27 protein-coding genes are annotated in these 26,121 nt (G+C 75.2%); 16 read left to right on the forward strand and 11 right to left on the reverse strand.

Annotated elements, in window-relative coordinates; all coding sequences use genetic code 11:
• The first annotated feature begins 24 nt into the window (after positions 1-24).
• Both ACI8AP_RS06690 and ACI8AP_RS06695 read left to right on the forward strand, forming a co-directional pair.
• Positions 25-447 carry a hypothetical protein gene (locus ACI8AP_RS06690; protein ID WP_456588559.1) on the forward strand — a complete coding sequence of 141 codons (423 nt, stop codon included), beginning with the start codon at positions 25-27 and terminating at the stop codon, positions 445-447.
• A 57-nt stretch (positions 448-504) separates the two neighbouring features.
• The gene (locus ACI8AP_RS06695) at positions 505-1,563 is read left to right on the forward strand and encodes a DUF3048 domain-containing protein (protein ID WP_456588560.1); all 1,059 of its coding nucleotides are present in this window, start codon (positions 505-507) and stop codon (positions 1,561-1,563) included.
• A gap of 27 nt (positions 1,564-1,590) precedes the next feature.
• Here ACI8AP_RS06695 and ACI8AP_RS06700 read toward each other — a convergent pair whose 3' ends face one another.
• Positions 1,591-1,926, reverse strand: coding sequence for a hypothetical protein (locus ACI8AP_RS06700; protein WP_456588561.1), 336 nt, complete (start codon positions 1,924-1,926; stop codon positions 1,591-1,593).
• A gap of 74 nt (positions 1,927-2,000) precedes the next feature.
• Positions 2,001-7,958 (reverse strand): DUF4011 domain-containing protein, encoded by a 5,958-nt coding sequence (locus tag ACI8AP_RS06705; RefSeq protein WP_456588562.1) that lies wholly within the window; start codon positions 7,956-7,958, stop codon positions 2,001-2,003.
• A 289-nt stretch (positions 7,959-8,247) separates the two neighbouring features.
• Here ACI8AP_RS06705 and ACI8AP_RS06710 point away from each other — a divergent pair, with 289 nt between their 5' ends.
• The 4 genes from ACI8AP_RS06710 (at position 8,248) to ACI8AP_RS06725 (ending at position 11,167) form a co-directional block, all read left to right on the forward strand.
• The gene (locus ACI8AP_RS06710; protein WP_456588563.1) at positions 8,248-9,039 is read left to right on the forward strand and encodes an enoyl-CoA hydratase/isomerase family protein; all 792 of its coding nucleotides are present in this window, start codon (positions 8,248-8,250) and stop codon (positions 9,037-9,039) included.
• 206 nt (positions 9,040-9,245) lie between these two features.
• Complete coding sequence (locus ACI8AP_RS06715; protein WP_456588564.1) at positions 9,246-9,464, forward strand: hypothetical protein; 219 nt, start codon at positions 9,246-9,248, stop codon at positions 9,462-9,464.
• A gap of 149 nt (positions 9,465-9,613) precedes the next feature.
• The gene (locus ACI8AP_RS06720) at positions 9,614-10,588 is read left to right on the forward strand and encodes a ferritin-like domain-containing protein (RefSeq protein ID WP_456588565.1); all 975 of its coding nucleotides are present in this window, start codon (positions 9,614-9,616) and stop codon (positions 10,586-10,588) included.
• Positions 10,589-10,753: 165 nt separating this feature from the next.
• Complete coding sequence (locus tag ACI8AP_RS06725; protein ID WP_456588566.1) at positions 10,754-11,167, forward strand: hypothetical protein; 414 nt, start codon at positions 10,754-10,756, stop codon at positions 11,165-11,167.
• A gap of 9 nt (positions 11,168-11,176) precedes the next feature.
• Here the strand turns inward: ACI8AP_RS06725 and ACI8AP_RS06730 are convergent, their stop codons facing one another.
• Positions 11,177-11,458 (reverse strand): DUF427 domain-containing protein, encoded by a 282-nt coding sequence (locus tag ACI8AP_RS06730; protein ID WP_456588567.1) that lies wholly within the window; start codon positions 11,456-11,458, stop codon positions 11,177-11,179.
• A gap of 135 nt (positions 11,459-11,593) precedes the next feature.
• Here ACI8AP_RS06730 and ACI8AP_RS06735 point away from each other — a divergent pair, with 135 nt between their 5' ends.
• The gene (locus tag ACI8AP_RS06735) at positions 11,594-11,824 is read left to right on the forward strand and encodes a hypothetical protein (RefSeq protein ID WP_456588568.1); all 231 of its coding nucleotides are present in this window, start codon (positions 11,594-11,596) and stop codon (positions 11,822-11,824) included.
• A gap of 7 nt (positions 11,825-11,831) precedes the next feature.
• Here the strand turns inward: ACI8AP_RS06735 and ACI8AP_RS06740 are convergent, their stop codons facing one another.
• The 4 genes from ACI8AP_RS06740 to ACI8AP_RS06755 all read right to left on the reverse strand — a co-directional run bounded on the left by ACI8AP_RS06740 (position 11,832) and on the right by ACI8AP_RS06755 (position 13,843).
• A complete protein-coding gene (locus tag ACI8AP_RS06740) occupies positions 11,832-12,215 on the reverse strand; it encodes a PaaI family thioesterase (RefSeq protein WP_456588569.1) in 384 nt (127 codons plus the stop codon).
• 49 nt (positions 12,216-12,264) lie between these two features.
• A complete protein-coding gene (locus ACI8AP_RS06745; RefSeq protein ID WP_456588570.1) occupies positions 12,265-12,972 on the reverse strand; it encodes a hypothetical protein in 708 nt (235 codons plus the stop codon).
• An 89-nt stretch (positions 12,973-13,061) separates the two neighbouring features.
• Complete coding sequence (locus tag ACI8AP_RS06750) at positions 13,062-13,385, reverse strand: hypothetical protein (RefSeq protein ID WP_456588571.1); 324 nt, start codon at positions 13,383-13,385, stop codon at positions 13,062-13,064.
• Entirely contained in the window at positions 13,382-13,843 is a 462-nt protein-coding gene (locus tag ACI8AP_RS06755; protein ID WP_456588572.1) for a GNAT family N-acetyltransferase, read from the reverse strand. The genes ACI8AP_RS06750 and ACI8AP_RS06755 overlap by 4 nt, the downstream gene beginning before the upstream one ends.
• Positions 13,844-13,918: 75 nt before the next feature.
• Here ACI8AP_RS06755 and ACI8AP_RS06760 point away from each other — a divergent pair, with 75 nt between their 5' ends.
• Positions 13,919-14,164, forward strand: a complete 246-nt coding sequence (locus tag ACI8AP_RS06760) for a hypothetical protein (protein WP_456588573.1) — start codon at positions 13,919-13,921, stop codon at positions 14,162-14,164.
• A 69-nt stretch (positions 14,165-14,233) separates the two neighbouring features.
• Here the strand turns inward: ACI8AP_RS06760 and ACI8AP_RS06765 are convergent, their stop codons facing one another.
• A complete protein-coding gene (locus tag ACI8AP_RS06765) occupies positions 14,234-14,503 on the reverse strand; it encodes a DUF2277 domain-containing protein (RefSeq protein WP_456588574.1) in 270 nt (89 codons plus the stop codon).
• Positions 14,504-14,583: 80 nt separating this feature from the next.
• Between ACI8AP_RS06765 and ACI8AP_RS06770 the strand changes: the two genes are divergently transcribed.
• The 4 genes from ACI8AP_RS06770 (at position 14,584) to ACI8AP_RS06785 (ending at position 18,021) form a co-directional block, all read left to right on the forward strand.
• The gene (locus ACI8AP_RS06770; protein WP_456588575.1) at positions 14,584-14,985 is read left to right on the forward strand and encodes a hypothetical protein; all 402 of its coding nucleotides are present in this window, start codon (positions 14,584-14,586) and stop codon (positions 14,983-14,985) included.
• A gap of 78 nt (positions 14,986-15,063) precedes the next feature.
• Positions 15,064-15,963 carry an SDR family NAD(P)-dependent oxidoreductase gene (locus tag ACI8AP_RS06775; protein ID WP_456588576.1) on the forward strand — a complete coding sequence of 300 codons (900 nt, stop codon included), beginning with the start codon at positions 15,064-15,066 and terminating at the stop codon, positions 15,961-15,963.
• Between the two features lie 134 nt (positions 15,964-16,097).
• Complete coding sequence (locus ACI8AP_RS06780; RefSeq protein ID WP_456588577.1) at positions 16,098-17,018, forward strand: bacteriorhodopsin; 921 nt, start codon at positions 16,098-16,100, stop codon at positions 17,016-17,018.
• 94 nt (positions 17,019-17,112) lie between these two features.
• Positions 17,113-18,021: a Brp/Blh family beta-carotene 15,15'-dioxygenase gene (locus tag ACI8AP_RS06785; RefSeq protein WP_456588578.1), complete on the forward strand. Its 909-nt coding sequence runs from the start codon at positions 17,113-17,115 to the stop codon at positions 18,019-18,021.
• 124 nt (positions 18,022-18,145) lie between these two features.
• Here the strand turns inward: ACI8AP_RS06785 and ACI8AP_RS06790 are convergent, their stop codons facing one another.
• Positions 18,146-18,694, reverse strand: a complete 549-nt coding sequence (locus tag ACI8AP_RS06790; protein ID WP_456588579.1) for a hypothetical protein — start codon at positions 18,692-18,694, stop codon at positions 18,146-18,148.
• Between the two features lie 256 nt (positions 18,695-18,950).
• On the opposite strand from ACI8AP_RS06790, the gene eat reads away from it, so the two are divergent.
• From eat to eutC, 3 genes are read left to right on the forward strand one after another with little or no spacing between them, the layout of a single operon-like run.
• Entirely contained in the window at positions 18,951-20,363 is a 1,413-nt protein-coding gene (gene eat / locus ACI8AP_RS06795) for an ethanolamine permease (RefSeq protein ID WP_456588580.1), read from the forward strand.
• Positions 20,360-21,775, forward strand: coding sequence for an ethanolamine ammonia-lyase subunit EutB (locus ACI8AP_RS06800; RefSeq protein WP_456588581.1), 1,416 nt, complete (start codon positions 20,360-20,362; stop codon positions 21,773-21,775). Before eat ends, ACI8AP_RS06800 begins: the two co-directional genes overlap by 4 nt.
• Positions 21,772-22,497, forward strand: a complete 726-nt coding sequence (gene eutC, locus ACI8AP_RS06805; protein ID WP_456588582.1) for an ethanolamine ammonia-lyase subunit EutC — start codon at positions 21,772-21,774, stop codon at positions 22,495-22,497. The genes ACI8AP_RS06800 and eutC overlap by 4 nt, the downstream gene beginning before the upstream one ends.
• Before the next feature lie 6 nt (positions 22,498-22,503).
• On the opposite strand, the gene ACI8AP_RS06810 is transcribed toward eutC, so the two are convergent.
• Together ACI8AP_RS06810 and ACI8AP_RS06815 are read right to left on the reverse strand one after the other, a co-directional pair.
• Complete coding sequence (locus tag ACI8AP_RS06810) at positions 22,504-23,214, reverse strand: response regulator (RefSeq protein WP_456588583.1); 711 nt, start codon at positions 23,212-23,214, stop codon at positions 22,504-22,506.
• On the reverse strand, positions 23,211-24,806 hold the full coding sequence (locus ACI8AP_RS06815) for an ATP-binding protein (protein ID WP_456588584.1): 1,596 nt from the start codon (positions 24,804-24,806) through the stop codon (positions 23,211-23,213). Before ACI8AP_RS06815 ends, ACI8AP_RS06810 begins: the two co-directional genes overlap by 4 nt.
• A 194-nt stretch (positions 24,807-25,000) precedes the next feature.
• Between ACI8AP_RS06815 and ACI8AP_RS06820 the strand changes: the two genes are divergently transcribed.
• Positions 25,001-25,984, forward strand: a complete 984-nt coding sequence (locus tag ACI8AP_RS06820; RefSeq protein ID WP_456588585.1) for a Bug family tripartite tricarboxylate transporter substrate binding protein — start codon at positions 25,001-25,003, stop codon at positions 25,982-25,984.
• The last annotated feature ends 137 nt before the right edge of the window (positions 25,985-26,121 follow it).

The raw sequence follows: 26,121 nt of genomic DNA on the forward strand, positions 1-26,121 counted from the left end.
CGCGTGCTGAGGCACCCTGCTCGCGTGCGGAACGGGACGACGGGCCGCCCGGCGCGGCCCGGCAGCGCGCCGGGCTTCGTGCTGGTGTTGCTCGGCCTCGCCGTCGCCGTGGGCACGCTCGCGGTCGCCTGGGCACCGGCCGTGGGCGACGGGCGCCACGAGGTGTGCACGTCGCGCGGCGCGCCGTACTCCCCGCCCCACGAGTCCTGGCGGGTGGCGGGGACCGCGTCCGCCTGGCCGATCGGCGTGGTCTGCACCTGGACCGAGCCGGGCACGGGGGACGTCGTGCGCCAGGAGCCGGCGTGGGCGCCCACGGTCGTCGCCGGAACGCTCACCCTGCTCGGCTGCGGGTGGGTCGCCGCCGCCGCCGGGAGCCGTGTAACGGGTGCAGTACGAAGGGTGCGGGCGGCGGAGCGGCGGGCCGGTTCCGGCCGGGTGTCGCCCTAGCGTCGGCGGTCGGCCCCGTGCGGGAGCCGGACCTGCCCACGTCGGAGGAGTGCGAGCGTGACCCTTTCCACTCGGTGGGCTCCTCGGCTCGCTGCCCCCGCCCGCCGTCTCGGGACGGCGATGCTCCTCGTCGCGGCGCTCGCCGCCTGCGGTACCGAGCCGGGCACCCCGGCCGCGGCGCCCGCGTCGACCACCCCGCCGCCTCCGCCGGTGCTGTGGCCGCTCACCGGCCTGGACAGCCAGGGCACCGACGTCTACCGGCCCGCGCTGGCGGTGAAGATCGAGAACTCGGTCGACGCCCGCCCGCAGACGGGGCTCAACGCCGCCGACATGGTGTGGGAGCAGGTCGTCGAGGGCGGCATCCCCCGTTACGTCGCCGTCTACCACTCCACCGTGCCGGCCGAGATCGGCCCGGTGCGCTCGGTGCGGCCCATGGACGCCGCCATCGCCGCCCCGCTGGGCGGGCTCTTCGCCTTCTCCGGCGGGCAGCGGCCGTTCGTCGACGCCGTTGCGGCCTCGGGGCTGCAGGTGGTCAGCCAGGACGCCGGCGCCGGCGGCTTCCACCGGCTGCCCGGCCGGTCCGCCCCGCACAACACCTACGCCGATCCGCACGCGTTCCTGGCGCAGGCCGACCAGGCCCACGGGAAGCCGCCCGGCGGCCAGTTCCTCCTGGCCCGGACCCCGGAGGAGGCGGGCGCGGTGCTGGCGGGTGTGCCCACCGGCGTCGTGGACCTGAAGCTCTCCGGCATCAGCCGGCCGCGCTGGACGTGGAACCCGCCCGACGGTCGCTGGGTGCGCGCGGAGGCCGGCGTCCCCGCGGTCGAGGCCGACGGCACGCCGCTGCGCGCGACCAACGTCGTGGTCCTGCGGGTCGAGGTCGTCGACACCGCGTTCACCGACCCGGCCGGCAACCCGGTGCCGGAGACGGTGATGGTCGGCGGGGGAGAGGCGCTCGTCGCCACGGGCGGCAAGACGCTCGCCGCCACCTGGGCCAAGGGCGGCCCGGCGGATCCGGTCGCGCTGACCGGGCCGGACGGCAACCCGGTGTTCCTCGCCCCCGGCACGACCTGGGTGGAGCTGGTGCCGGTCCGGACCGGATCGGTCACGGTCGGCTGAGCCGACGGCGAGGGGCCGGCCGCGGGTTCAGGCGGCGCTGCGGGCGTGCACCCGGGCGTGCACCCAGCCCGCGAGGCAGTGCAGCGCGGAGTGCTGCTCGGCCGAGGCATACCCCTGCTCGAACTGGATGGCCTCGAGCAGCGCGGTGCTGTCGACGTCGCCACCCCGGAAGAAGCGGTCCAGCACCTGCCCGGAGTCGGTGTGGCTGGTGAAGAAGCCGGCGATGCCGAGCGCGACGGCGTCGGACACCGCGATGGTGACCGGGGCGTGCGCCATCGACCCGCGCCGGTCGAGGACCTCCTGGACGGCGGTCATGACCTGGTTCTCGGTGGCGGGCACCGTGGCCCGGCAGGCGATGCGCAAGACGTTCCTCCTTGAAATCGTTGTGCTCTCAAGGAATCGACCGAAGCGGTTCCGTGCTGCATCCCCCGTCCGGGTCAGGCGGTCAGCAGGCCGGTCGGCTGCTCGGTGAGGCGGCCGGAGTCCAGTGCGCAGGCCAGCGCCTTCTCCAGCACCGGCGTCACCGAGGCGGCGCGCCGCTTGTAGCCGAAGACCGTGGCGGTCGCGGTCAGCAGCTCCTCGCGCTGCATCCCCGCGGCGGCCCGGCACAGCGCCGCCATCGCGTTCGCGACCTCCTCCGGTGCCACGTGCTCGAGCGGCCGGTCGGTGCTCGACACCTGCCGGCGGAACCCGGTCCAGGTGGCCCGGTCGATCCCCTCGGGCCACAGGTGCTCCCCGTCGACGGCCGACGGCGGCAGCAGGGACAGCAGCATCTGCTTGCGCGCCTCCGTGGCCCGGTTGAGCCCGAACGCGCCCACGGTGAGCTTGGCCAGCCGGTCCACGTGGACCGGCCCCTCGGCCTTGATGCCGGCGACCATCACCCGGCGCACCGCGCGCGCGGCCTTCGAGGCCGGCAGCTCGTCGAGCACCGACTTCTCGCCGGCGGTCTTGGGGATCCACGGCACGAACGGTGTCTCGCCCTCCAGGGCGGTCGGTCCGGCGGGCTTCTTCGCGGCCGCCTTGGGCGCCGGGCGGGCGGTCGCTGTCGGCACCGCCATCGAGGTCACCGAGGAGCGCAGCGCGGCCACGCCCTTGAACGACTCGACGGCGGCGGTGGGCAACGGCACCGGGTCGGGCGTCGGCCGGGTGACCGCGGGGGCGGCGTCCACAGCGGCGACCAGCCGGTCGACGACGGAGGCCGGATCGGCCAGCCACGCCGGCAGCCACACCCGCTCGACGACCGGCCAGCGCAGCATGTCGCCCAGCACCTCCGGCGGCAGCCCGTCCCGGTCGCCGACCGTGCCGCGGCGCGCCCACGCCGGCCCGTCCAGCAGCACCGCCATCAGCGGGGTCTCCGGGTCGGCGGCTCGACTGATCGACAGGTCGATCCGGAACTCCGAGAGGCCGACGTCGGTGCGCACGACCAGCCCGCGCTCGCGCAGCGCGGCCGCGATCTGCTCGCGGTGCCGGTCGACCACCGCCGCCGAGCGCGGTGAGCGCGGCAGCACGTCGGTGCCCTGCTCGGCCATGTCGAGGTAGGCCCGCAGGTGCTTGATGCCCACCGAGGAGGTCTCCTCGGCCCGCAGCTGCGCCGGGTCGAAGGAGGTGAAGACGACGACCTGGCGCCGGGCCCGGGTGATCGCCACGTTGAGCCGGCGCTCGCCGCCCTGCCGGTTCAGCGGGCCGAAGTTCAGCGGCAGCGTGCCGTCGGCGGTGGGGGAGAAGCCGGTGGAGAAGAAGACGACGTCGCGCTCGTCGCCCTGCACGTTCTCCAGGTTCTTGACGAACAGGCCCTCGCCGTCGGTGCGGTCGAGCGCGGCGGAGAGCCGGTCGTCGTCGGCGTCGCGCAGCAGCGCCTCGATGTAGGAGCGCTGCTGGGCGTTGAAGGTGACCACGCCGATCGAGGGGACGGCGTCGATGCCCTCCCACTGCGGAACGGCGTCGAAGCGGCGGCGGATCTCGGCGACGATCGCCTTCGCCTCGACCGGGTTGGTGCGCAGCAGCCGGCCGGCACCCGAGCGGTGGAACGTCCCGGGCACCCGCACCAGCGAGACCCCGCGCCCGTCGGGCTCGGCCGAGGCGCGCCCGTGCGTGGGCGCCGGGAAGGAGGAGAGCCGGCTGTCGTAGTACTGGGCGTTGGAGAAGGCGATGAGCGACTCGTCCTGGCTGCGGTAGTGCCACGACAGCCAGTGCCGCGGCACCCGCGCCTGCACGCACTCGCCGAGGATCGACTCCTCGTCCTCGACCGCGGTCTCCACCAGCTCCACCGAGTCGTCGCTCGCCGTGGTCGTCGGCTCGAGGAACGACGTCGGCGGCATCTGCTTGGAGTCACCGACCACCACGGCGGCCCGGGCCCGGCCCAGGGCCCCGATGGCGTCGGCCACCCGGATCTGCGAGGCCTCGTCGAAGACGACCAGGTCGAACTGGTCGGCCCGCGCCGGGAAGAACCGGGCCACCGAGTCCGGCGACACCAGCACGCACGGCATGACGGCGGTGATCAGCTCCCCGTACCGGGCCAGCAGTTGCCGCACGCCCAGGCCGCGCCGCTGCTTGGCCAGCTCCCGCTGCAGCGCGCCGACCTGGCCGGTGCCCATCGCGGCGTCGAAGGGCCTCGCGGCCAGCACCGACGCCGGCAGCGCGGCCGTCAGGTGCTGGCGGACGGCCCGCGAGGCCTCGGTGAACCGGGCGATCGCCGCCTCGTGGGCCTCGGCGTCGAAGGCGTCCAGCCCGGTGGCGACCAGCCGCTCGGCCACCGACGCGGTCGCCAGGCCGCGGTCCAGCGCGCGCACCGCGTCGTCGGCCGCGACGGCGCCGGTGATCAGCATCGTCCGGGCGTCGAAGAGCCCGGCGTAGCGCAGCGGCTCCAGGGTGTCGAGGAAGGAGACCCAGCGGCGCAGGGACACGAGCACCGAGCGCTCCGCGCCGGACCCGGACGGGGTCAGCAGGCCGCGCTCCGGGCGGGTCATCGACCAGCGGAGCACCAGGCCGTCCTCACCGGCCCAGGCGGCGAGCTGGTCCGACGAGCTGCGGCAGACGGCCAGCAGCGACGTGAGGGCGTCGCGCAGCCGCGCGACGGCTCCGGCGGGCTCCGGTGCGGCGGGCATGCCGGCGACGATCAGCTTGCGCAGCGCGACGTGGAAGGGCGAGGACCCGTCGACGGCGATGCCGGCGCGGCGGAGCCACTCGACCTGGCGCTCGAGCAGCCCGGGGTCGGTGAAGGGGTTCCAGCTCGGCGGCGCGGTCAGCCCCGGCACGGAGCCGACCCGGCCGGCGATCGCCTGCACCGCCGTCTGCACCCGCCACAGGTTCTCCACCAGCAGCGGGACGTCCCTGGGCCGCACCTTCGCCCCCGGTCGCAGGGCGGCGGCGATCTCGTCGCGCACCGCGACCAGCCGCTTCCGGCGGCCCCACCACCCGGAGGCCGCGGCCGTCTGCGCGCGGACGTAGATCTCGGCCAGGGGCAGTGCGAGCACCTCGGGGGTCGCGACGTCGAGGCCGGGGTGCCGGAACGCGGTGAAGGCGGCGACCTCGCCGAGCACCGCGCCGGTCGCCGTGGTCCAGCGGCCGCTGAACGTCTCGTCGAGCACGTCGAGGCCCACCGGGGGGCCCGAGAGCAGGTGCACCAGCGCGTCGAGGTCCTCCGGCGTCCGGACGTGGCGGAGCACGCCGCCGAGCTCGGGGAACCCGGACACCTCGCGGACCGCCGCGTCGACCTCGGCCGCGGCCGCGCGGGCCGCCGGCAGGTCGATCTCGGGGGAGTCGACGAACGCCCACGGGTGCCGCGGCGACGGCCGGGTGAGGTCGGCGATGTCGGGCAGCAGCGCCAGCGCCCGGCGGACGGCGGTCAGCACCTCGGCCGGGGCGTTGGCCACGAACGGCTCGGGCACCGGGAGCGCGGGGACGTCGGTGCCGGCGGTGAGCTCCGCGGTGCGCGCGGTGTACAGCGACAGGCCGACGGCGTTCTCGGCGTGCAGCCGGTCGGCGTAGCGGGCCAGCTGCCGGCGGGCCGAGCGCAGCGTCTCCGAGTCGGTGGCCAGCCCCTGCTCGTCGACGGCGATCGCGTGCTCCAGCGCCAGCCGGATCTGCGCCCGGACCATCGACGCGCGCGACCCCTTGTCGTGCAGGTCGAGGGCGAACATGCCCATGCCCACGGCGTCCAGCCGACGGGCCACGACGTCGAGCGCGGCGCGCTTCTCGGCGACGAACAGCACGCGCTTGCCGTCGGCGACCGCGCGGGTGAGCAGGTTGGTGATGGTCTGTGACTTGCCGGTGCCGGGCGGGCCCTCCAGCACGAAGGTGCGGCCGGCGGTGGCCTCGGCGATCGCGCGCAGCTGGGAGGCGTCGGCGGGGACGGGCAGCCGGCCGGCGAGCTCGTCGAGGTCCACGTGGGCGGCGGAGTCGCGCGCCGGGTCGAGGAAGGGCTCGGTCGGCTCGTGCACGAGGTGGTGCACCAGCGGGTTCCGGCTGAAGTCGCCCCAGTGCTCGTCGAGGTCCTTCCAGAGGCGGTACTTGGCGAACTGCAGGATCGCCAGGTCCGCCGTCGCCTCGACCCGGTAGGGCAGGCCGTGGCCGACGAGGCCCACCCGCACCGCCTCCAGGGCGCGCTCGAGGTCCGGGGTGCTCTCCGCGGTGTCGCTCAGCGCCGGGACCACCAGGCCGTGCACCTGGCGCAGCTTCTCCAGGAGGCAGTAGTTCGGGGTGCTCGCCCCGGACTCGTCCAGCGACAGCCGGTAGGAGCCGGTGCGCCCGACCGGCGCGAGGACGACCGGCACCAGCAGCAGCGGGGAGCGCAGCGGTCGGCCGTCGAGCTCCCACACCAGCGAGCCGAGCGCCAGGTAGAGGTTGTTGGCGCCGGTCTCCTCCTGCACCGTCTTGGCCCGGTAGGCGAGGTTGCGCAGCCGGGGCAGGTACCCGCCGGAGGTGACGTCGGCGTGCACCTCGCGCCGCTCGACCAGCAGCTCGGTGAGCCGCTCGGCGGGCAGGTCGCCGGCGCCGGCGAGCCCGCGCTCGGTCTGCACGGCCGCCAGCCGGTCGCCCGGCAGCAGCGTGATCGGGGTGCCGTCGTGGATGAAGTTGTCCAGGATCGGCAGCGCGGTGCCCGGCAGCGTGAGGGGCAGCCCGGCGCGCTCGGTGTAGTTGATCAGCCGGTTGCGCAGGCTCAGGTCCAGCAGCGCGTTCTTCCACTGCTGCACCCGGGGCGGCGCCTCGGGACGGCTCGGCTGGTGGGCCGGCACCGGCCCGGCGGGGAACGCCGGGGTGCTGTGCTCGGCCGGCCGGTACTCCACGACCTGCAGCAGGCCCTCCGGCGTCCGGGCGCGCGCCGGCAGCGGGAGGATGCCGTCGCGCCGGGCGCGGTGGACGTCGGTGACGCCGAGGACGCGCTCGAGCTCGCCGGCGAGCCAGCGCTCGTACGCCGGGGCGTGCAGGTCGGCGCCGGGCTCGCCCGCGCCGGTGAGCAGCGTGGTCTCGACCAGGCCGATCAGCCCGAGGTCGACCAGGTTGACCAGCGGCGCGGCGTCGGTCGTGGCGGCGGACTCGGAGCTGCGCTCCTCCCGCCAGTAGCCGAGGAAGGCGTGCGCCCCGCCCGCCATCGCCCCGCCCGCCGGCACCCCGCCGGCGCCCTCGGCCAGCCAGAGCAGCGGCCGGATGCCGGCCTGCTCGAGCGCCGCCGCGAGGAGGACGACGGCGTCCAGGGGCGTGGCCACCCGCCAGGTGAGGACGTCGCCGGGGGAGCGCACCTGCTGGCCGAGGTCGGCCCAGCTCAGCGGCGGCTCGGAGTGGCGGACCCCGCGGCGGCGCACGACCTCGGCCAGCGCCGCGACCACCTCGTCCACCCGCTCGGCGGTGGCCGCGTAGCCGACCATGGCGCCGCTGCCGGTCCGCTCCGCCAGCAGCTCGCCGGCCTCGGTGACCAGCCCGGTCACCGCGGGGTGGTTGGGCATGACGTGCGCGGCGAGCATCTCGAGCGCCAGCGGCAGGGGAGTGGCCAGCCACTGGTTGGCGGCGAGGACCTGCACCGGCGCGGAGGCCTCGCCGATCAGCGTGTCGTCGAGCCACACCTCGACGTCGACGACGCCGGGGCGCTGCTCCTCGACGTGCAGCATCGCGGCCGGGTCCATGACCAGGCCGATCCCGGTGAGCACCGTGGTGCGGCCGCCGTCGACGTCGGCCAGCAGCTCGACGGCCTGCGCGATCGGGCCCTCGGCGTCGCGCACCGACAGGCGCACGGTGACCCCGCGCAGCGAGCGCTGCGAGGTGAGCGCCAGGCGCGAGACGACCGGGATGCGGTTGTGCGCCAGCGCGTAGCTGAGCACCGGCGTGGAGGTCAGCTCGATGGAGACCACCGTCGGCGGCGCGACGACATCACCGAGCTGGATGTCGGCAGGGCTCTCCATGTCACCTGTCTACCGGGTCGGACGGACTGGTCCGCCCATGGTCCCCGACGGGAGGGGCGGATGTGACAGGAGAGCCCGATCGTTGCCGGGGATCACAGATCCGCGGCCAGTCGACGGTTCCGATCCCAGCCGGTCCTGCCGATGGCGGGCCGCCGTCCCGCCGGGTGCCGGACAGGGGCATGCGGATCGTCTGCCTCTGAGTGCAGGAGCACTCAGAGGCAGAGCATCGACGGAGGGGTGCCGGTCCCCGGGTTGCCGAGGGGCGGCCCGGCGCGGCAGGTTGCCCGTCATGAGCACTCCGCGACGGCACGACTCCGGGCTGGCGGTCGAGGAGCGCGGGCACGTCCGCGTGCTCACGCTCGACCGGCCCGAGCGGCGCAACGCGCTCTCCACCGAGCTGCAGGCCGACCTCGTGGAGGAGCTGCTGCGGGTCGCCGAGGAAGGGGTGCGCGCGGTCGTGCTCACCGGTACCGGGCCGGCGTTCTGCGCCGGTTTCGACCTGAAGGAGATTCGCGCCGCCGACCAGCGGGGCGAGCGGTTCCGGCCGCCGATGAACCGGCCGGCGCGGTCGGTGTTCGAGGTCGTCACCGAGACGCCCGTCCCGGTGCTCGCCGCCCTCAACGGCCCGGCGGTCGCCGGCGGGTTCGAGCTGGCGCTCGCCTGCGACCTGCGGATCGCCTCGCCGGCGGTGCGCTTCGCCCTGCCCGAGGCGGCGATCGGCATGGGAGCGAACTTCGGCTCGGTCGTGCTCCCCAAGCGGATCCCGGTCGGCATCGCGCTGGAGCTGCTGTTCACCGGCGACCCGATCGACGCCACGGAGGCCCAGCGCTGGGGGCTGGTGAACCGGCTGGTCGCGCCCGACGAGGTGCTGCCCGCGGCGCTGGAGCTGGCCGACCGGATCGCCGGCAACGCGCCGATCTCCGTCCGGCGGATGAAGGAGACCGCGATCAAGGCGCTGGAGCTGCCGCTCTGGCAGGGGCTGCGGCTCGACGTCGGCCCCAACCCCTACCTCAGCGAGGACCGCGCCGAGGGGATCGCCGCCCGGCTGGAGAAGCGCCCGCCCCGCTGGACCGGCCGCTGAACCCGACCGTGGGCGCGGATGGGCAGATCCGCGGCCGGGATCTGCCGATCCGCGCACGAGGCAGGTCCGGGGAGCGGAATTCGGAAACGGGTCGCTCATGACGTTCGGGTAACGGCTCGTCCCACCCGTCAGATCCGACTGCAACCCGGGGCTGCGGCCTGCGAGGGTCCGTCTGTCCGTGCCGGTACCGACCCCGAGGAGACGACATGACCTGCGCGCACTGCGGAGCCGTGCACCAGCGAGGCCGCTACTGCGTCGGCTGCGGCAAGACCATGCCGCCGTCGTCGCTGCCGCCCCGCCCGGTCCGCCTGGCCCCGCGCCCGCCCTACGAGGTCACCGACGACATGACCCAGCCGGTGCTGCGCTTCGACGTCCGGCCGCGGCGCGCGCACGCCCAGGAGAACCTGCCGGCCCAGGCCGGCTGAGCCGAGCGGCCGTCGCGGTCAGGGCCTCGTCACCCGTCCGGGTGACGAGGCTCACTGCTAGCAATCCGCTTGCTCTTGTTAGCACGCGGAGGATCCGGGGCACACACAGAGACGTCAGGTCATCCTCGATCTCTGGAGCTGCATCCCCCATGACCGACAACAACGCCAAGATGATCAACCAGTTGCGCGCCCTCGTCCTGCTCACGCAGACCGAGGAGCAGATCGCACGGACGCGGATCAGCCAGGCCCGCACCGACGCCGTCCGTCGGGAGCTCACCCAGAACGCCGACAACGCCGCGGCCCGCACGCTCGAGATCACCGAGCGGCTGCGCGCCCTCGGTGGTGTCCCCGACGTCGTGACGCCGGTCGTCGGCCGGCTCTCCGCCGCCCTCAAGGCCACCTTCGAGCAGTCGACCTCCATCGAGGAGGCGCTCCTGCAGGACCTGCAGCTCGAGCACCAGCTGCTCGACCGCGCCACCTACCTCAAGGTGCTCGCCGAGACCGCCGGTGACGTCGAGACCCAGCGCCTGGCCGAGAAGCTCGTCGAGGCGCACCAGGCGACCGTCGAGTGGCTCACCGTGGTCCTGGCCGAGGAGGCCCTGGGCGGCCCGGCGGCGCTCGTCGCCACCCCGGTGCAGAAGGTCGCCGGTGCCGTGGCCCGTGGCGTCAACGCGCCGGTCCGCTTCTGGGCCAACACGGTCAACCACGCCGTCGACACCGTGCGGCACGCCGGTGAGGAGACCTCCGACCGGTTCTCCGCCGCGGGTGACCGCGCGTCGGCGTTCACCGGGGCCGTCCGCGAGACCCTCACCGTCGGCCGCGCCGCCTCGCTGCGCCGCGCCGAGCGGATCGCGCAGCGCGAGGGCAACCAGGACGCCGCCGACGCCGCCCGGGCCACCCGCGAGGAGCTGGGCGACGTCACCGCCGACGAGCTGCCGATCAAGGCCTACGACTCGATGTCGGTGCAGGACGCCGTCAAGGCGATCAAGCAGCTGAAGACGCCGCACGACGTCAACGTGATCATCCGCTACGAGGAGACCCACAAGAACCGGTCGAACGTGGCGAGCGCCGCGCAGACGCAGCTGGCCGCCCTGGCCAAGGAAGCCGTCGGCGTCGACAAGTGAAAGAGGACCCCGTCCTCCTCACCCCTCGCAGGCTCGGGGTGAGCCTCGGGACGGGGCCAGCACGCGGAGGGCCCGCATCCCCACGGGGGGTGCGGGCCCTCCGCGTGGGTGAAATCCCGCCTGCGCCGGGTTTGGCGCTCTTACGTCGAAGGGGAAGCTCGACCCATGACCATCACACCCGAGGCCCTCGAGGCGGAGTTCTCGCTGACGACGGCCGCCACGCGGCTCGACTTCCTGAGTCGCCGCGACAACGGCGATACCGCTCTGAACACCGTCCGTGACGACGACGCCGACGACTGGTCGGCCTCCCTGCGCGACACCGGTACCCAGCTCGACGTGTACGAGGCGCTGGAGCTGCTCGCCCTGGGCGAGGTCGTCTCGCGCCGCGCGCACGACAGCCAGCTGGTCGGGATCCGCGCCGCGCTGCGCGGGGGTGCGGAGTGGGACCAGATCGCTGCCGCGCTGGGGATCACGCCGGAGCAGGCCTGGGACTCCTTCACCGAGTCGATCGACCGCCAGCTCGACGCCGAGGCCGCCGCGTCGGCCCGCGAGCTCGCCGGCACCCGCCCCGGCCGCTGACCGACGAGGTCAGCGCACCTCCACGCCCTTCCAGAACGCCACCCTGCCCGAGATCTGCTTCGCGGCGTCCTTCGGCTCCGGGTAGTACCAGGCGGCATCCGGGTTGCGCTGCCCGTCGACCTCCAGGCTGTAGTAGGAGGCGGTGCCCTTCCAGGGGCAGACGGTCTGCTTCTCCGAGGGGCGCAGCACGTCGTCGCGGACGGCTGCGCGGGGGAAATAGGCGTTGCCCTCGACGGTGACGATGTCGTCGGACTCGGCGACGACGACGCCGTTCCAGGTGGCGGTGGTCATACCCCGATCGTCCTCCGCCCGCGGTCGCTGCGCCGGTCGCGGCCGCGGGGAGTGACGCCCGGTAGCGCGGGCATGAAGGAGGTGGCCGGCCCCCGGGCGGGCCCACCCCGCTCCACCGACCCCAGGAGACCACCCATGGCGCACCCCGACCACCGCGGCGACGACGACCGGAGCGCCGGGGAGGGCACCCCGAAGGGCAGGAGGCTCGGCCGCATCCTGATCCCGCTCGGCATCCTGCTCGTCATCGCCGGGATCTTCACCTACATCCTCGTCGTCGCCCAGACCAGGACCGACGACCAGGACGACGACCAGGGGGCGGCGGTCCCGTCCGTCGTCCAGGAGGTGCCCGCGCCGCTGCCCGGGTGACCCTGGGTCAGGAACCCAGCAGCGCGAAGGTCGCGACGGCGTGGACCAGCGCCTTGCCGTCCTGCTCCACGTCCGCCTCGCAGACCGTCAGGTGCTCGCCCCGCGTCCGCAGCCGGGCGGTGACCTGCAGGGCGCCTGGCTTCCCCGGCCGCAGGTAGGTGACCGTCAGCTGGCTGGTCGCGGGCACCTCGCCGTCACCGGTGGTGGTCCGCACCGCCTGGCCCATCGCGGTGTCGACGAGCGTCGCCAGCACCCCGCCGTGCAGGGTGCCGGCCGGGTTGAGGTGCTCCTCGGTCACCTCGAATTCCATCCGGGCCGCGCCCTCGCCGGCCGATTCCGGGCGGGCGCCCAGCCGTTCGGCGTACCCACCTGTGGTCACGTCGTCGCTCATGGCGGGGCGGCTACCCCGCGGGCCGCGGTCGCACGCCCGGTGCCCGGCGTCACGCTCCCCGGGCGGCCACGTTTCCGTCGTCACGCCGCTCGAGGAAGAACGCGCCGAGCGCACCGGCCAGCGTCGCGAACACGGCCACCGAGTAGGTGGCCAGGGCGATGTCCAGGACGCGCGCGACGTCTGCGTCGGCGGTGAGCGGCCGGGCGCTGATCGTGGCGAGGGCCGCGTCGTAGAGCGCCGTGCCGTAGGAGTCGTAGGCGCCGAGCACGTACAGCAACTGGCTGGACGCCAGCACCACCACGACGGTCACCGCACCGAGCCAGGCGATCCGGCCGCTCAGCAGGCGCCCCGCCGAGCGGGATCCACGGACCGCGGCCGACACGACGCCGCCGACCCGCGCCGCACGCAGCAACGTCAGCGCGCGGGCGAACCGCAGGAACGGCACCGCCAGGAAGACCACCTGCCACCAGTTGCGCGTCCAGAAGCGGCGCTGGTCGCGGGCCGTGGCGGCCCGGTGGATGAACTCCGCCACGAAGACGGCCCACAGCACCCAGCCGACGACGCTCAGCGTCGTGGTCAGCCACGGCTGCCGGGCGAGGGACTGGCCGAGCACCACCAGGACGAAGACCAGCCCGAGCGCACCCATCGGCTTGTCCAGCCGCCGGGCCAGGCCCTCCCGCTCCGGGGCGTCCGGTGCCTCGACGGGGTCCCGGTCGTCGGGGTTCTCGAGGGGATCGGGTCCCGTGCGCGGCTGCATCCGCGCCCCATACCCGCGACGAGCGCTCCCGCCCCCGTCCTGCCGACGAACGGTCGCAGGGGAGACGGCGGGGCCGGCGCGGAGGCGGGTCAGGGCAGCCGGTGCAGCAGCTGCCGGGCGACCGCGACCGCTTCCGGGGGCGGCTGCCCGGCGGACGCCGCCCGCAGCCAGGCGGCGAGCGGTCCGGCGAGCGCGGGGGAGAGGGCGGTGATCCACCCGGCGCTGCGCGCGCGGGCGTCGGCGACGTGCTCGGTGGCCCCGCCGGGACCGTGGGCGACCACCTCCGGCCGGCTGGCCAGGAGGCCGGCGAGACGCCAGTCACCGGGCGTGGTGCACGCGGCCAGCGCTTCCAGCCGGTCCGCGGCCTCGCGCACCAGGTCGGCCGCGGCGGCCGGCACCTGCGCGCCGCTCACCGTGGTTCCCGGCGCATCGGGACGTGCGGGATGCCGTCCTCGAGGTAGCCCGGACCGCTCCGGCGGAAGCCGAACCGCCCGTACCACTGCTCCAGATGCGCCTGCGCGCCCAGGGTGAGCGGGCCGTGCCCGTGGTCGGCCAGCGCCTGCTCGATCAGCCGCCCGGCCAACCCCCGCCCGCGCGCCGCCGCCACGGTGGCCACCCGGCCGATGGCGCGCGTGGCGCCGTCATCCAGGACGCGGATGGTCGCCAGCACCTGACCGGCCTCCTCGAACCAGAGGTGCTCGGTGGCCGGCTCGACGTCGCGCCCGTCGAGCTCGAGGTAGGGGCACTCCTGCTCGACCACGAAGACGTCGACGCGCAGCCGGCACAGGGCGTAGACCTCGAAGGGCGTGAGCTCGGCGAACCGGGCGCGGCGCAGCAGAAGTTCGGGGACGGACGTCCCGGTGGAGGTCATGCCGACGTTTCTAGCCCAGGCAGCCGGGCGGCGATCGGAGGGGAGTAAGGCGCCGAGCCCGGGTAGGGGACCGGCATGTCGATGTGGAGCCCGCTGGAACCGAACCTCGGCCAACCCGACGAAGGCATCCCCGCCGCGGACCCGGGAGCCGGCGCCCCCCCGCCCGCCGACGGGTTCGGGGAGGGCGGGGAGGAACCCGACCGCTCGCCGGAGACCGACCGTCCCGCGACGGGGGCCGGCAACGACGACGCCGACCCGCCGGACGACCCGACCTTCCGCACCCCCGACCCGCACGACGTCGGCCCGGCGTCGGAGAACTGACCGGCCCGCCCGATGGGCGACCGGGCGCGGCACGGCGTTCCCGACGGCCGGGAACGCCGTGCCGAGTGGTCAGCCGCCGTAGCGGGCGGCGGCCCGGGCCCGCGCCTTGGCTGCCTCCGCCTCGCGGTCCTTGGGCGGGGCGGTGGTGACCAGGGCGTCGAGGAGCCGGGCCGAGGCCGCGGCCACCTCCGCCACCGCCCGCTCGAACACCTCGGCGTTCGCGCGCGACGGCTTGGTCGTGCCACTGATCTTGCGCACGTACTGCAGCGCGGCGGCGTGGATCTCCTCGTCGGCCGCCGGCGGCGCGAAGTTCGCCAGCGGGCGGATGTTCCGGCACATGCCGGGAGCGTAGGGCCCGGCGAGACGCACGGGACGGGCCGCGAGCACGCCTCGCGCGGCGCCCACGGAGGGAGGACGAGATGGCAGTGCTGGTGGTGGACGTCGCCAACGCGGTCGGCGCCCGTCCCGACGGCTGGTGGCGGGACCGGGCGGGGGCGGCCGGCCGCTTCCTGGACCGCCTCGCCGAGCTGGCCGGGCAGACCGTACCCGGGCCCGGCGGGCAGGAGCTGACCTGCACCGAGGTGGTGGCCGTCGTGGAGGGGCAGGCCCGGGACGTTCCCGCGCCCGACGGGGTCCGGGTGGTGCGCGCCCGCGGGAGCGGGGACGACGCGCTCGCCGACGTCGTGCCCGAGCTGGCCGGCAACGGGCGCGAGGTGCTGGTGGTCACCGCCGACCGGGGGCTGCGCGCCCGCCTGCCCGACGGCGTCGACGTCAGCGGGCCGGGCTGGCTGCTGGCCGAGCTGGACCGGCGCACCGCATGACCGCCGGGCCGGTCGGGTAGTCGGTTGCGGACAACCGGTGCCCGCGACGCCGGACTCACCCCCAGCGAGGAGAACTCCGTGCCGATCCCCGACTCCGGCGGAGCACCGCTCACCGTGCTCATCACCGGCGCGTCCAGCGGTATCGGCCGGGCGACGGCCGTGCAGCTGGCCGGCCGCGGTGCGCGGCTGGTGCTGGTGGCGCGCGGCCGGTCGTCGCTGGAGGAGACGGCCGACGAGCTCCGTGCCGCCGGCGCCGCCGCGGTCATGGTCTGCCCGGCCGACGTGCTGGACGAGGAGGCGATCGCCGCGGTGGTCGCCGGCGCGGTGCGCGAGCTCGGCCACCTCGACGTCGTCGTGCACTCCGCCCAGGTGATGGCCTACGGGCACATCGAGGACGTGCCGAAGGAGGTCTTCGAGCGGGTCGTCGACACCTCGCTGCACGGCACGGCCACGGTCGCGCGGCACGTCCTGCCGGTCTTCCGGCGGCAGGGCGCAGGCCACCTCGTCGTCGTCAACTCCCTGCTGGGGAACGTGACGACGCCGGTCATGGGCAGCTACGCCGTCGCCAAGTGGGGTCAGCTGGCGCTCGCCCGCGTGCTGCAGCAGGAGACCCGGGACGAGCCGCGGATCTCCGTCTCCATCGTCCAGCCGGGCGGCGTGAACACTCCCATCTACTCCCAGGGCGCGACATGGGCGGGCAGCACCGGGCGGCCCCCGCCGCCGGTCTACTCGCCGCAGCGGGTGGCCCGCCGGGTCCTGTCCACCCTCGACCGGCCACGCCGGGTCGTGCAGGCGGGGGTGCTCAACCACGTCGTCACGGCAGGCTTCCGGCTGCTGCCGGGGGTCTACGACGTGCTGGTCGAGCCGCTGCTGCGGCGGCTGGCGTTGGCCGGGGACGAGACGGAGCCCACCGAGGGGAACGTCTTCCGGTCCCGGCCCGAGGGCAACGCGATCGAGGGCCGCTGGCGCAGCATCTGAGCCGCCGCCCCTGGGTCGTCCGCCGTCCGGTTGCGGACGGGCGGTGCGGGTAGGGGCCCGGCACCGTCCCGGCACCGGGCGGAAAGCGGCGGCCCGGTCCGGGAGTCGCCGTCGCGCGACATCCAGGAGTGCGCATGGAGACCCCCGCTCCCGAGCTGCAGACGATGCCCCCGGGCCTCTACGACGTCGTCCAGCTGGCGCTCCTCGGTGCGGGGTTCGCGCTGTTCGCCTACTTCCTCTACGCACTGACCAGCCGGGAGGAGGTGTCGGCGCGGTACCGCCCCTCGGCCTACGCCGGCTTCTGCCTCGCGGCGGTGGCGGCCCTCGCCTACGCCCGCATGGTCAGCAAGTGGGACGCCGGGTTCACGCTGCAGGGCGGCGTGTACGTGCCGAACCCGGAGGCGCTGCACACGATCAGCAGCCGCTACATCGACTGGTCGATCACCGTGCCGCTGCTGATGGTGGAGCTGCTGGCGGTGTGCTCGCTCGCCGGCGCCAGGGCGCGCAACCTGCGCTTCTCGACCATGGCCGCGGCCTTCCTCATGATCGTCACCGGGTACATGGGGTCGCAGGTGATCGCCCAGGGCCGCGACACCACGGCCCTGGTGGTGTGGGGGCTGATCAGCACGGTCTTCCTCGTCTACCTCTACGTCGCGCTGATCGGGGCGGTCCGGGCGTCCCTGCCGACCATGGGCACGGAGGCCGCCACCACCCTCCGCAACGCGACGATCGTCCTGCTCGGCAGCTTCGGCATCTACCCGCTGATCTACTCGGTCCCGGTCTTCGTCGACGTCACCCCGGCCTGGCTCACCGCCATGCAGGTCGGCTACTCGGTGACCGATGTCGTGGCCAAGGTCGGCTTCGGCGTGCTGATCCACAAGGTCGCAAAGCTCCGGACCGCCGAGGACGTCGTCGCCGGCGTCGACACCCACACCGAGCCGGTGTGGTCGAGCAACGTGCACAAGAGCGACGCCGTGCTCCCGGAGCTCACCCGCATCTCGACGGCGGTGATCGGCCGGGCCCGGGGCGAGGGCGTCCGCCCCGCCCGCGGCTGACGGCGTGTCCGGGGGCGTCGCCGCCTCGGCGACCGGGCGCGCCCCCGTGGCCCCGTTCGGGGCTCCCGCCCGGGCCGCCACCCGGTGGTCGTGCGTGGCGGCCGGGGCGGCCCTGGCGGTCGAGGTCGCCGCCCCCGGTGGCTGGGGAGCCACCGGCTCGGCGGCGGTGCTGGTCGCCGGGCTGCTCCTGGGGCTGCCGCACGGGGCCGTCGATCACCTCCTACCCGCGTGGCGGTTCGGCTGGCGGCCGACCCGGCTCGCCGTCTTCGGGGCCGCGTACGCCGCTCTGGCCGCCGGGGCCTACGGAGCCTTCACCGCCGTGCCCGGCCCGGCGCTGCTGATCTTCGTCCTGGTCTCGGCATGGCACTTCGGCACCGGCGAGACCGCCTTCGCCGATCTGCGCGCCGGTCGCCCCGTGCGGCCGCGGCCGGCGGCGTCGCTTGTCCTCGGGAGCCTCGTGCTGCTGGTGCCCCTGCTCCGCGGCCTGGGCGTTCCCGGCAGCGACACCGGCGCGCTCACCGAGGCCGTGGCCCCGGGCTGGGGCGGCGTACCGCCCGGAGTCGCGACGGGAGCCGTCGCGGTGCTCCTCGGCGCGGGGGGAGTGCTCGCGTTCGTCCTGGCCCGCCGCCGCCGGTGGCTGGAGGCGGGGGAGGTCGGCCTCCTGGCGGCGGTGGTCCTCGTGGTCCCGCCGTTGGCCGCCTTCGGTGTCTACTTCGGGGCCTGGCACTCCCTGCGGCACGTGGCGCGCGTGCTGGCCGAGGACCCGGCGAGCGGCCCCGATCTGGTCGCGGGACGGCTGGTCCTGCCGCTGCGCCGGTTCGCCCTGGCGGCAGGCCCGCCGACCGCCGCCGTCCTGCTGGCGCTCGCCGCCCTCTGGTCCTGGGCGGACGGCTGGCGCGGACTCGTCGCCACGGGCCTGCCGCTGCTGGCGGCGCTGACGCTGCCGCACGTGCTGGCCGTCAGCTGGCTCGACCGCACCCAGCCGCCGCGCTCGACGGGGTGAGCCCGCAGCCCGGCACCGCGCGCCGGGAGGGGCCCGCCCGAACGGGTCAGGCCCCCCGCGCCGTGCGGCGTCGGCCCCGGGACCCGGAGCACCGGGTGGGTCGCCCGGCCGGGTCAGCGCATGCTCACCGACCGGCGACTCCCTTGGCCACCTCGCTGGGGCGCTGTTGCTCACCCGCGTACGAGGTGACCGCGACGAGCGCGCCGGTCAGGGCGGGGATGACCCACTGCAGGGTGTCCAGCTGCTGCTGTGCTGCGGCGACGTCGGCGCGGGCCGCCTTGGTGCGCTTGCTCGGCCGGGTCCCGGACCGCGACGGCACCGACCCTGCGGCCGACACCCGCTGGCCGAGGACCCGGCTGTACGCCGTCGCGCCGAGAGCTGCGACGGTGAGCAGGGTCTTGATCCCCGACATGGAGGCCACGCCCTCCTGCTGCGCGACCCGCTCCCTGTCCGCCCGCAGCTGACCCACGCTGCCGATCAGGTGGGCGCCGATGGCCAGGGCGTTGACCGGCGTCCAGCGGTCCCAGCCGGCGTTGGCCACCCGGCCGGTGGCGGGGGCGCTCCCCGCCTCCCCGGCGGCCGCGTTCAGGGCGACGGCGTTGGCGAGCGTGCCACCGAACCAGGCGGAGAGGCCGAGGTCGTGCAGCGAGCGGGACAGTGTGTGACGAGCCATGAGGACTCCCTGGGAGAGGTCGGAGCTGGGTCATACCCCGGCTGCCCGTGATCACGCGGGTTGCCGGCACCGCGGACGGCGGCGCAGGTGGGGGAGCGGCCGTGTGAACAGCGTGTTCCGTCCTGTCGCAAGGCATTGCCCGTGGGGCCGGGCGGGGCCAGGCTGACCCCACCCGACCTGCGGGGGCTCACCGGAAGGCCGGCGCATGACCGCGGAACCCCGAGTACGTCCAGGCCGGCCGGTCCACCGTCAGGGGGTGGAGGCCGAGACGGTCGATGCCGGCTACCACCAGAAGCGGCAGCTGCGGACCGGGACCGCCGGGTGGGTGCTGCTGGCCGGGCTGGGGGTCGCGGCGGTCATCTCCGGTGACTACGCGGGCTGGAACTTCGGCCTGGCCGAGGGCGGCTTCGGGGGCCTGCTGATCGCCGTCGTCCTCATGGCGATCATGTACTCGGCGATGGTGTTCGGCCTGGCCGAACTCGGATCGGCGCTGCCGACGGCCGGGGGCGGCTACACCTTCGCCCGGCGCGCGCTGGGGCCCTGGGGTGGGTACGCCACCGGGGTGGCGGTGCTCATCGAGTACGCGATCGCCCCCGCGGCGATCGCCACCTTCATCGGGGCGTACGTGGAGTCGCTCGGCCTGTTCGGCATCACCGACGGCTGGTGGGTATACCTGGCCGCCTACGCGCTGTTCATCGGCATCCACCTCATGGGGGTCGGCGAGGCGCTGAGGGTGATGCTGGTGATCGCGGGGATCGCCGTCGCCGGGCTGGTCGTCTACCTGGTCGGGGCCGTCCCGGCCTTCGACTCGGCCAACCTGCTCGACATCGCGCCCACCGACGCCGCCGGCGCCTCGGGCTTCCTGCCGTTCGGGCTGATGGGCGTCTGGGCGGCGTTCCCGTTCGCGATCTGGTTCTTCCTCGCGGTGGAGTGCGTGCCGCTGGCCGCCGAGGAGGCCCGCGACCCGGCCCGCTCGATGCCCCGGGGCATCGTCGCGGCCATGGGGGTGCTGCTGGTGCTCGCCGTGCTGATGCTGGTGTTCACCGCCGGCGCCGGAGGCGCGGAGACCATGTCGGCCAGCGGCAACCCGCCGGTGGAGGCGCTCCAGGTCGCCGGGGCCGCCGGCTGGCTGACGACGCTGATCAACTACGCCGGGCTGGTCGGCCTGGTGGCCAGCTTCTTCTCGATCATCTACGCCTACTCGCGGCAGACGTTCGCGCTGTCCCGGGCCGGCTACCTGCCGCGGGCGCTGTCGGTGACCAACGGCCGCCGGGCCCCGGTGCTCGCCCTGCTGGTGCCCGGCGCCATCGGCTTCGCGCTCTCGCTGACCGGCCAGGGCGCGATGCTGCTGAACATGGCCGTCTTCGGGGCCACGGTCTCCTACGTGCTGATGATGGTCAGCCACATCGTGCTGCGCCGCCGGGAGCCCGAGCTGCCCCGCCCGTACCGCACCCCGGGTGGCACGGTCACCACCGGCGTCGCCCTGGTGCTGGCCGCGGCCGCCGTCGTCGCCACCTTCCTGGTCGACGAGGTCGCCGCCCTCTGGACGCTGGCCGCCTACGCGGTCTTCCTCGGCTACTTCGCCCTCTACAGCCGCCACCACCTGGTGGCGTCGGCGCCCGAGGAGGAGTTCGAGCTGCTCGCCGCCGCCGAGGAGGAGGTGCGATGACCGTCCGCCGCACGACGCTGGGCGGGCACACGTACGAGTTCCCGTCGCTGTCCGACCTGCTCGCCAAGGCGACGCCGGCCCGCTCGGGCGACGTGCTGGCCGGGTGCGCGGCGGAGTCGGCCGCACAGCGGGTCGCCGCCCAGACGGTGCTCGCCGACGTGCCGCTGGCGACCTTCCTGGAGGAGCAGGTGGTCGGCTACGACGAGGACGACGTCACCCGGCTGATCCTCGACACCCACGACCCGGTCGCCTTCGCCCCGGTGGCGGACCTGACCGTGGGGGAGTTCCGGGACCGGCTGCTGGGCTGGGCCGCGGCCGGCGACGAGGCGGCGATCAGCGGGCTGGCCCGCGGCCTCACCCCGGAGATGGTGGCGGCCACCTCGAAGTTGATGCGCAACGCCGACCTGGTCGCCGTCGGCCGCCGGGCGCGGGTGGTGACCGGGCTGCGCAGCACGCTGGGTCTCCCCGGGCGGCTGGCCTCGCGGCTGCAGCCCAACCACCCGACCGACGACCCGGTGGGCGTGACCGCGTCGATCGTCGACGGGCTGCTCCAGGGCTCGGGCGACGCGGTGATCGGCATCAACCCGGCCACCGACTCCCCGGGGCGGACGATCGCGCTCCTGGAGCTGGTGGACGCGGTCATCCAGCGGTACGACATCCCCACCCAGTCGTGCGTGCTGGCGCACGTGACGACGACACTGCGGGCCCTGGAGAAGGGTGCGCCGGTGGACCTGGTGTTCCAGTCGGTCGCCGGCACGCAGGCGGCCAACCGCGGGTTCGGTGTCACGCTCGACCTGCTCGCCGAGGCCCGGGCGGGCGCGCTGGAGCTCGGCCGGGGCACGGTCGGGCGCAACGTCACCTACTTCGAGACCGGCCAGGGCTCGGCGCTGTCGGCCGACGCCCACCGCGGCGTCGACGGCCGGCCGGTGGACCAGCAGACCCTGGAGTGCCGGGCCTACGCCGTCGCCCGGCACTTCGAGCCGCTGCTGGTCAACACCGTGGTGGGGTTCATCGGGCCGGAGTACCTCTACGACGGCAAGCAGGTGATCCGGGCTGGGCTGGAGGACCACTGCTGCGGCAAGCTGCTCGGCCTGCCCATGGGGGTCGACGTCTGCTACACCAACCACGCCGAGGTGGACGCCGACGACACCGACACCCTGACGCTGCTGCTGGGGGCGGCGGGCTGCTCGTTCGTGATCGCCGTCCCGGGATCGGACGACGTCATGCTGCACTACCAGTCGCTGTCGTTCTCCGACGTGCTCACCGCACGGCAGGTGCTCGATCTCCGGCCGGCGCCGGAGTTCGAGGCGTGGCTGACCCGGATGGACCTGCTGGACGACGCCGGCCGGGTGCGGTCGCTGACCGCCGACGCCCCGGCGGCGAGGGCCCTGCTCGCGGCGGCGCAGTCGTGAGCATCGCCGGGAACGACCCCTGGGCGGTGCTGCGCGGCGCGACCCGGGCACGGGTCGCCCTGGGGCGCGCCGGCGACGGCCTGCCCACCGCGCGGGAGCTGGAGTTCCGGCTGGCGCACGCGGTGGCGCGCGACGCCGTCCACACGGCCCTGGATCCCGCCATCGTGCGTGCCGGGCTCGGCGGGCTGCCGGTGCTCGAGGTCCACTCGGCCGCCGCGGACCGCGCCGAGTACCTGCAACGACCCGACCTCGGCCGGCGGCTGGCCCCCGGGACGACCCTGCCCCGCGCGCACGCCGACGTGGCGCTGGTGCTCGCCGACGGGCTCTCGCCGCGGGCGGTGCACGAGCACGGGCCGGCCCTGGCGACCGCGCTGCTGGACCGGCTGGTCGACTGGTCGGTCGGCCCGGTCGTGCTCGCCGCCCAGGCGCGGGTGGCCCTCGGCGACCAGATCGGGGCGGCGCTCGGGGCGCGGGTGGTCGTGGTCCTCATCGGGGAGCGGCCCGGTCTCTCCTCGGCCGACTCGCTCGGCATCTACCTCACCTGGGACCCGCGGCCGGGCCGGGCGGACTCCGAGCGCAACTGCGTCTCCAACGTCCGCCCCCCGCACGGGCTCGGCTACGCGGAGGCGGCCGACGTCGTGGTCCGGCTGCTGACGGCGGCCAGGGAACTGGGGGCCTCCGGAGTGGCGCTCAAGGACGAGGGGCCGATGCTGACCGGCTGACGCCGCTCAGTCCACCCACCGGTAGCCGTTCTCCGGCCGCCCGGTGCCGCCGTACCGCGGGAAGACCGCGGCCCGGCCGGTGCGCTCCAGGTGCTCGAGGTACCGGCGGGCGCTGACGCGGGCGAGGCCGCAGCGTTCGGCCACCTCCCCGGCGGACAGGTCCCGGGTGGGGTCGCTGCGCAGCGTGCGCGCCACGGCTTCGAGGGTCCTCGGTGAGAGACCCTTCGGCAGGTCGGTGACCGAGCCCGCGACACCGCCGCGGCGCCGGCCGGCCAGCAGCCGGTCGACGTCGCTCTGCTCCAGGCCTCCGGTGTCGCCGCTGCGCCGCAGCACATCGGTGCGGTGGGCGCGGTAGACCTCCAGCCGCTCCCGGAACGTCGCCAGGGAAAAGGGCTTCACCAGGTAGTCCACGACGCCGCCGGTCATGGCCTGGCGCACCGTGTCCACCTCGCGCGCCGCGGTGATCGCCAGGACGTCGGGCTGCGGGCCGGGTGCGGCGCGGATCCGGCGGAGCACCTCCAGGCCGGAGATGTCGGGAAGGTAGACGTCGAGCAGCACCAGGTCCGGTCGGAGCGCCTGCACCGCCTCCACCGCCTGCACCCCGCGGTGCACCTCGGCCACCACCGTGAAGCCGGGGAGGGACTCGACGTAGCCGCGGTGGACCGAGGCGACGGCGAAGTCGTCGTCGACCACGAGCACCCGCACCTCGCCGGTCACGGGGCGACCAGCGCGCCGGGGGAGGGCTGTCGCGAGCCGGGCAGCCGCACGGTGACCCGGGCGCCGCCGGTGGGGGAGTCGGTGACCACCGCCGTCCCGCCCCGGCGTGCCGCGACGCGGGCGACGAGGGCCAGCCCGATGCCGCGCCCGTGGTCGCCGTCGGGCCGCCCCTTCGTGGTCACGCCCACGTCGAAGACCCGGGACCGGTCGACCGGGGCCACCCCCGGCCCGTCGTCGTCGACCTGCACCAGCACCGTTCCGTCGTCCTCCTGGCGCACGAGCACCTGCACCTCGCCGCCCTGCCCGGTGGCGTCGACCGCGTTGTCCACCAAGTTGCCGACCACGGTCACGACGTCGTCGCCGAGCCCGGCGGGCAGCCGGCTGTCCGCCCCGAGCACGAGCCGGACGCCCCGCTCCCGGGCGACCGCGGCCTTGGCCAGGAGGAGCGCCGTCACCCCAGGATCGACGACGGTGCTCAGCGGGGCGCCACCGAGCAGGCGGCCGCCGCCGATCCGCTCGATGAAGGCGACCGCCTCGTCCCGCCGGTCGAGCTCGATCAGCCCCTGGACGACGTGCAGCTGGTTGCTGAACTCGTGCGCCTGCGCGCGGAGCGTGTTGGTCAGGTTCCGCTGGCCATCGAGCTCCCGCATCGCGCCGAACAGCTCGGTGCGGTCCCGCAGGGTGAGGACGTCGGCGATCCGGCGGCCGCCGACGACCGCGGGGGTGCGGCTGGCGACGAGCAAGCGCTCCCCGGAGAGCACGAGCTCGTCGGTGACCGGCCGGTCACCGAGCACGAGCGGGAGCATGGCGGTGTCGAGGACCTCGGCGGCCGGGCGGCCGACGGCGTCCGGCGGGAGGTCGAGCAGCCGCGACGCCTCATCGTTGACCAGGACCACCCGCCCCTTCTGGTCGACCGCCACCAGCCCCTCGCGGATGCCGTGCAGCATCGCCTCGCGGGTCTCCAGCAACCGGGCGATCTCCTCCGGTTCGAGGCCGAAGATGCGGCGGCGAAGCAGCCGGACGACGAGCACCGACCCCAGGGCGCCGACGAGCGCGGCGCCGCCGAGCCAGGCCACGAGGGCGGGGGCCTCGCGGCCGAACTCGGCGGCGAGTTCGCGTTCCAGGATGCCGACCGACACCGCACCGATGACCGCGCCGTCCGGGCCGCGCACCGGCACCTTGGCGCGCAGGGACTCCCCGAGCGTGCCGGTCTCGGTGCCGACGAAGACCTCACCGGCCAGGGTGGTGCTCGGATCGGTCGACACGCGCTGACCGATCCGGTCGGGATCGGGGTGGGAGTGCCGGATGCCGCTCGCGTCCGTGATGACGACGAAGGTGACCGCCGAGGCCTCCCGGATGAGCTCCGCCAGGGGTTGCAGCGTCTCGCTCGGGTCAGCGGTGCCGTAGGCGTCCACCACGCTCGGCAGCCGCGCGGTGCTGTTGGCGACCGTCAGCACCTGCTGGCGATAGGCGTCCCGGATCTGCTCCTGCTGGTGGTGCACGGCGACGGCGCCGGCGAGCAGCAGCGTCACCAGCACGATGCCCACCTGCAGCAGCAGGAGCTGGGCTCCCAGGGTCATGGTCCGGCGCACCGGGTCATTGTCGCTGCCCGCAGGTCGGATGTGACTGCGACCACAACGACCAATACGACCGGTACGACCGCAGGATTCTCCCGCCGTCCCGGCGCTCCTAGCGTCCGGCGCACCACGAGCCGTCCGGCTCCGGGACGAGGAGGTCCTCCATGACAGTCACTCATCGCGCGGTCCATCGGCCGGTTCGCCGGCGCGTGCGTTCGGCATCCGTCGCGGCCGCGGCCGCCCTGGCGGTCGGCCTGACCGGCTGCGGCAGCGAGGGCGGCAGTGGCGGCTCGGGAGGCGGCGCCGACCGGATCAACCGGCTCGCGGTCATGGCACCGGCCGACCCCGGCGGGGGGTGGGACCAGACCGCCCGGGCCATCGCGGCGGCGCTCGAGGAGGAGCAGCTGGTCGGCAGCACCCGCGTGACGAACGTCGGCGGCGCCGGCGGCACGGTCGGCCTCGCCGAGCTCGCCAACGAGCGCAGCGAGGACTTCCTCATGGTGATGGGGCTGGTCATGGTCGGCGCCGTCGAGACCAACCAGTCGCAGGCCACCCTCGACGACGTGACGCCGCTGGCCCGGCTGACCACCGAGGACGAGGTCATCGTCGTCCCCGCTGCCTCGCCGTACCAGAGCGTCGACGACCTGGTCGAGGCCGTCCGCACCGAGGGGCGCGGCGTCTCGATCGCCGGCGGCTCGGCCGGCGGCACCGACCACATCGCGGCCGGGCTGCTCTTCCAGGCCGCGGACCTGCCGATCGAGGACCTCAACTACGTGGCGTTCTCCGGCGGCGGCGAGTCGCTGGCCGCGCTGCTCGGCGGCCAGGTGGACGCCGGCATCTCCGGCGTCGGCGAGTACGCCCAGCAGATCGAGGCGGGGGAGCTGCGGGCCCTGGCGGTGACCGGCGCGGAGCCCGTCGAGGGCATCGACGCACCCACCCTCACCGAGGCCGGGTACGACGTGGAGCTGACCAACTGGCGCGGTGTCGTCGGTCCGCCCGACATCTCGGACGAGGCGCGCGAGCGGCTGCTCGCCCTGGTGGCGGAGATGCAGGAGTCCGAGGCCTGGCAGAGCGAGGTCGAGGAGCGCGGCTGGTCCGACGCCTACCTCGCCGGTGACGAGTTCGAGGCATTCCTGGCCGAGGAGCGCCAGCGCGTCCGTGGCGTGCTGGAGGACATCGGGCTCGTCCAGTGAGCACCGCCTCCGGCTCCGGGGGGGGGGGGGGGGGGGGGGGGGGGGGGGGGGGGGGGGGGGGGGGGGGGGGGGGGGGGGGGGGGGGGGGGGGGGGGGGGGGGGGGGGGGGGGGGGGGGGGGGGGGGGGGGGGGGGGGG

The sequence above is a fragment of the Blastococcus sp. SYSU DS1021 genome, from assembly GCF_054050995.1.

What these genes read in the sequence shown, in the direction of transcription:
- ACI8AP_RS06780 (WP_456588577.1), top strand. Translation starts at nt 16,098, where the DNA reads ATGGAGACCCCCGCTCCCGAGCTGCAGACGATGCCCCCGGGCCTCTAC.
- ACI8AP_RS06705 (WP_456588562.1), bottom strand. Translation starts at nt 7,958, where the DNA reads ATGGAGAGCCCTGCCGACATCCAGCTCGGTGATGTCGTCGCGCCGCCG.
- ACI8AP_RS06725 (WP_456588566.1), top strand. Translation starts at nt 10,754, where the DNA reads ATGACCATCACACCCGAGGCCCTCGAGGCGGAGTTCTCGCTGACGACG.
- ACI8AP_RS06760 (WP_456588573.1), top strand. Translation starts at nt 13,919, where the DNA reads ATGTCGATGTGGAGCCCGCTGGAACCGAACCTCGGCCAACCCGACGAA.
- ACI8AP_RS06715 (WP_456588564.1), top strand. Translation starts at nt 9,246, where the DNA reads ATGACCTGCGCGCACTGCGGAGCCGTGCACCAGCGAGGCCGCTACTGC.
- ACI8AP_RS06720 (WP_456588565.1), top strand. Translation starts at nt 9,614, where the DNA reads ATGACCGACAACAACGCCAAGATGATCAACCAGTTGCGCGCCCTCGTC.
- ACI8AP_RS06800 (WP_456588581.1), top strand. Translation starts at nt 20,360, where the DNA reads ATGACCGTCCGCCGCACGACGCTGGGCGGGCACACGTACGAGTTCCCG.
- ACI8AP_RS06740 (WP_456588569.1), bottom strand. Translation starts at nt 12,215, where the DNA reads ATGAGCGACGACGTGACCACAGGTGGGTACGCCGAACGGCTGGGCGCC.
- ACI8AP_RS06735 (WP_456588568.1), top strand. Translation starts at nt 11,594, where the DNA reads ATGGCGCACCCCGACCACCGCGGCGACGACGACCGGAGCGCCGGGGAG.
- ACI8AP_RS06745 (WP_456588570.1), bottom strand. Translation starts at nt 12,972, where the DNA reads ATGCAGCCGCGCACGGGACCCGATCCCCTCGAGAACCCCGACGACCGG.
- ACI8AP_RS06765 (WP_456588574.1), bottom strand. Translation starts at nt 14,503, where the DNA reads ATGTGCCGGAACATCCGCCCGCTGGCGAACTTCGCGCCGCCGGCGGCC.
- ACI8AP_RS06790 (WP_456588579.1), bottom strand. Translation starts at nt 18,694, where the DNA reads ATGGCTCGTCACACACTGTCCCGCTCGCTGCACGACCTCGGCCTCTCC.
- ACI8AP_RS06770 (WP_456588575.1), top strand. Translation starts at nt 14,584, where the DNA reads ATGGCAGTGCTGGTGGTGGACGTCGCCAACGCGGTCGGCGCCCGTCCC.
- ACI8AP_RS06755 (WP_456588572.1), bottom strand. Translation starts at nt 13,843, where the DNA reads ATGACCTCCACCGGGACGTCCGTCCCCGAACTTCTGCTGCGCCGCGCC.
- ACI8AP_RS06710 (WP_456588563.1), top strand. Translation starts at nt 8,248, where the DNA reads ATGAGCACTCCGCGACGGCACGACTCCGGGCTGGCGGTCGAGGAGCGC.
- ACI8AP_RS06730 (WP_456588567.1), bottom strand. Translation starts at nt 11,458, where the DNA reads ATGACCACCGCCACCTGGAACGGCGTCGTCGTCGCCGAGTCCGACGAC.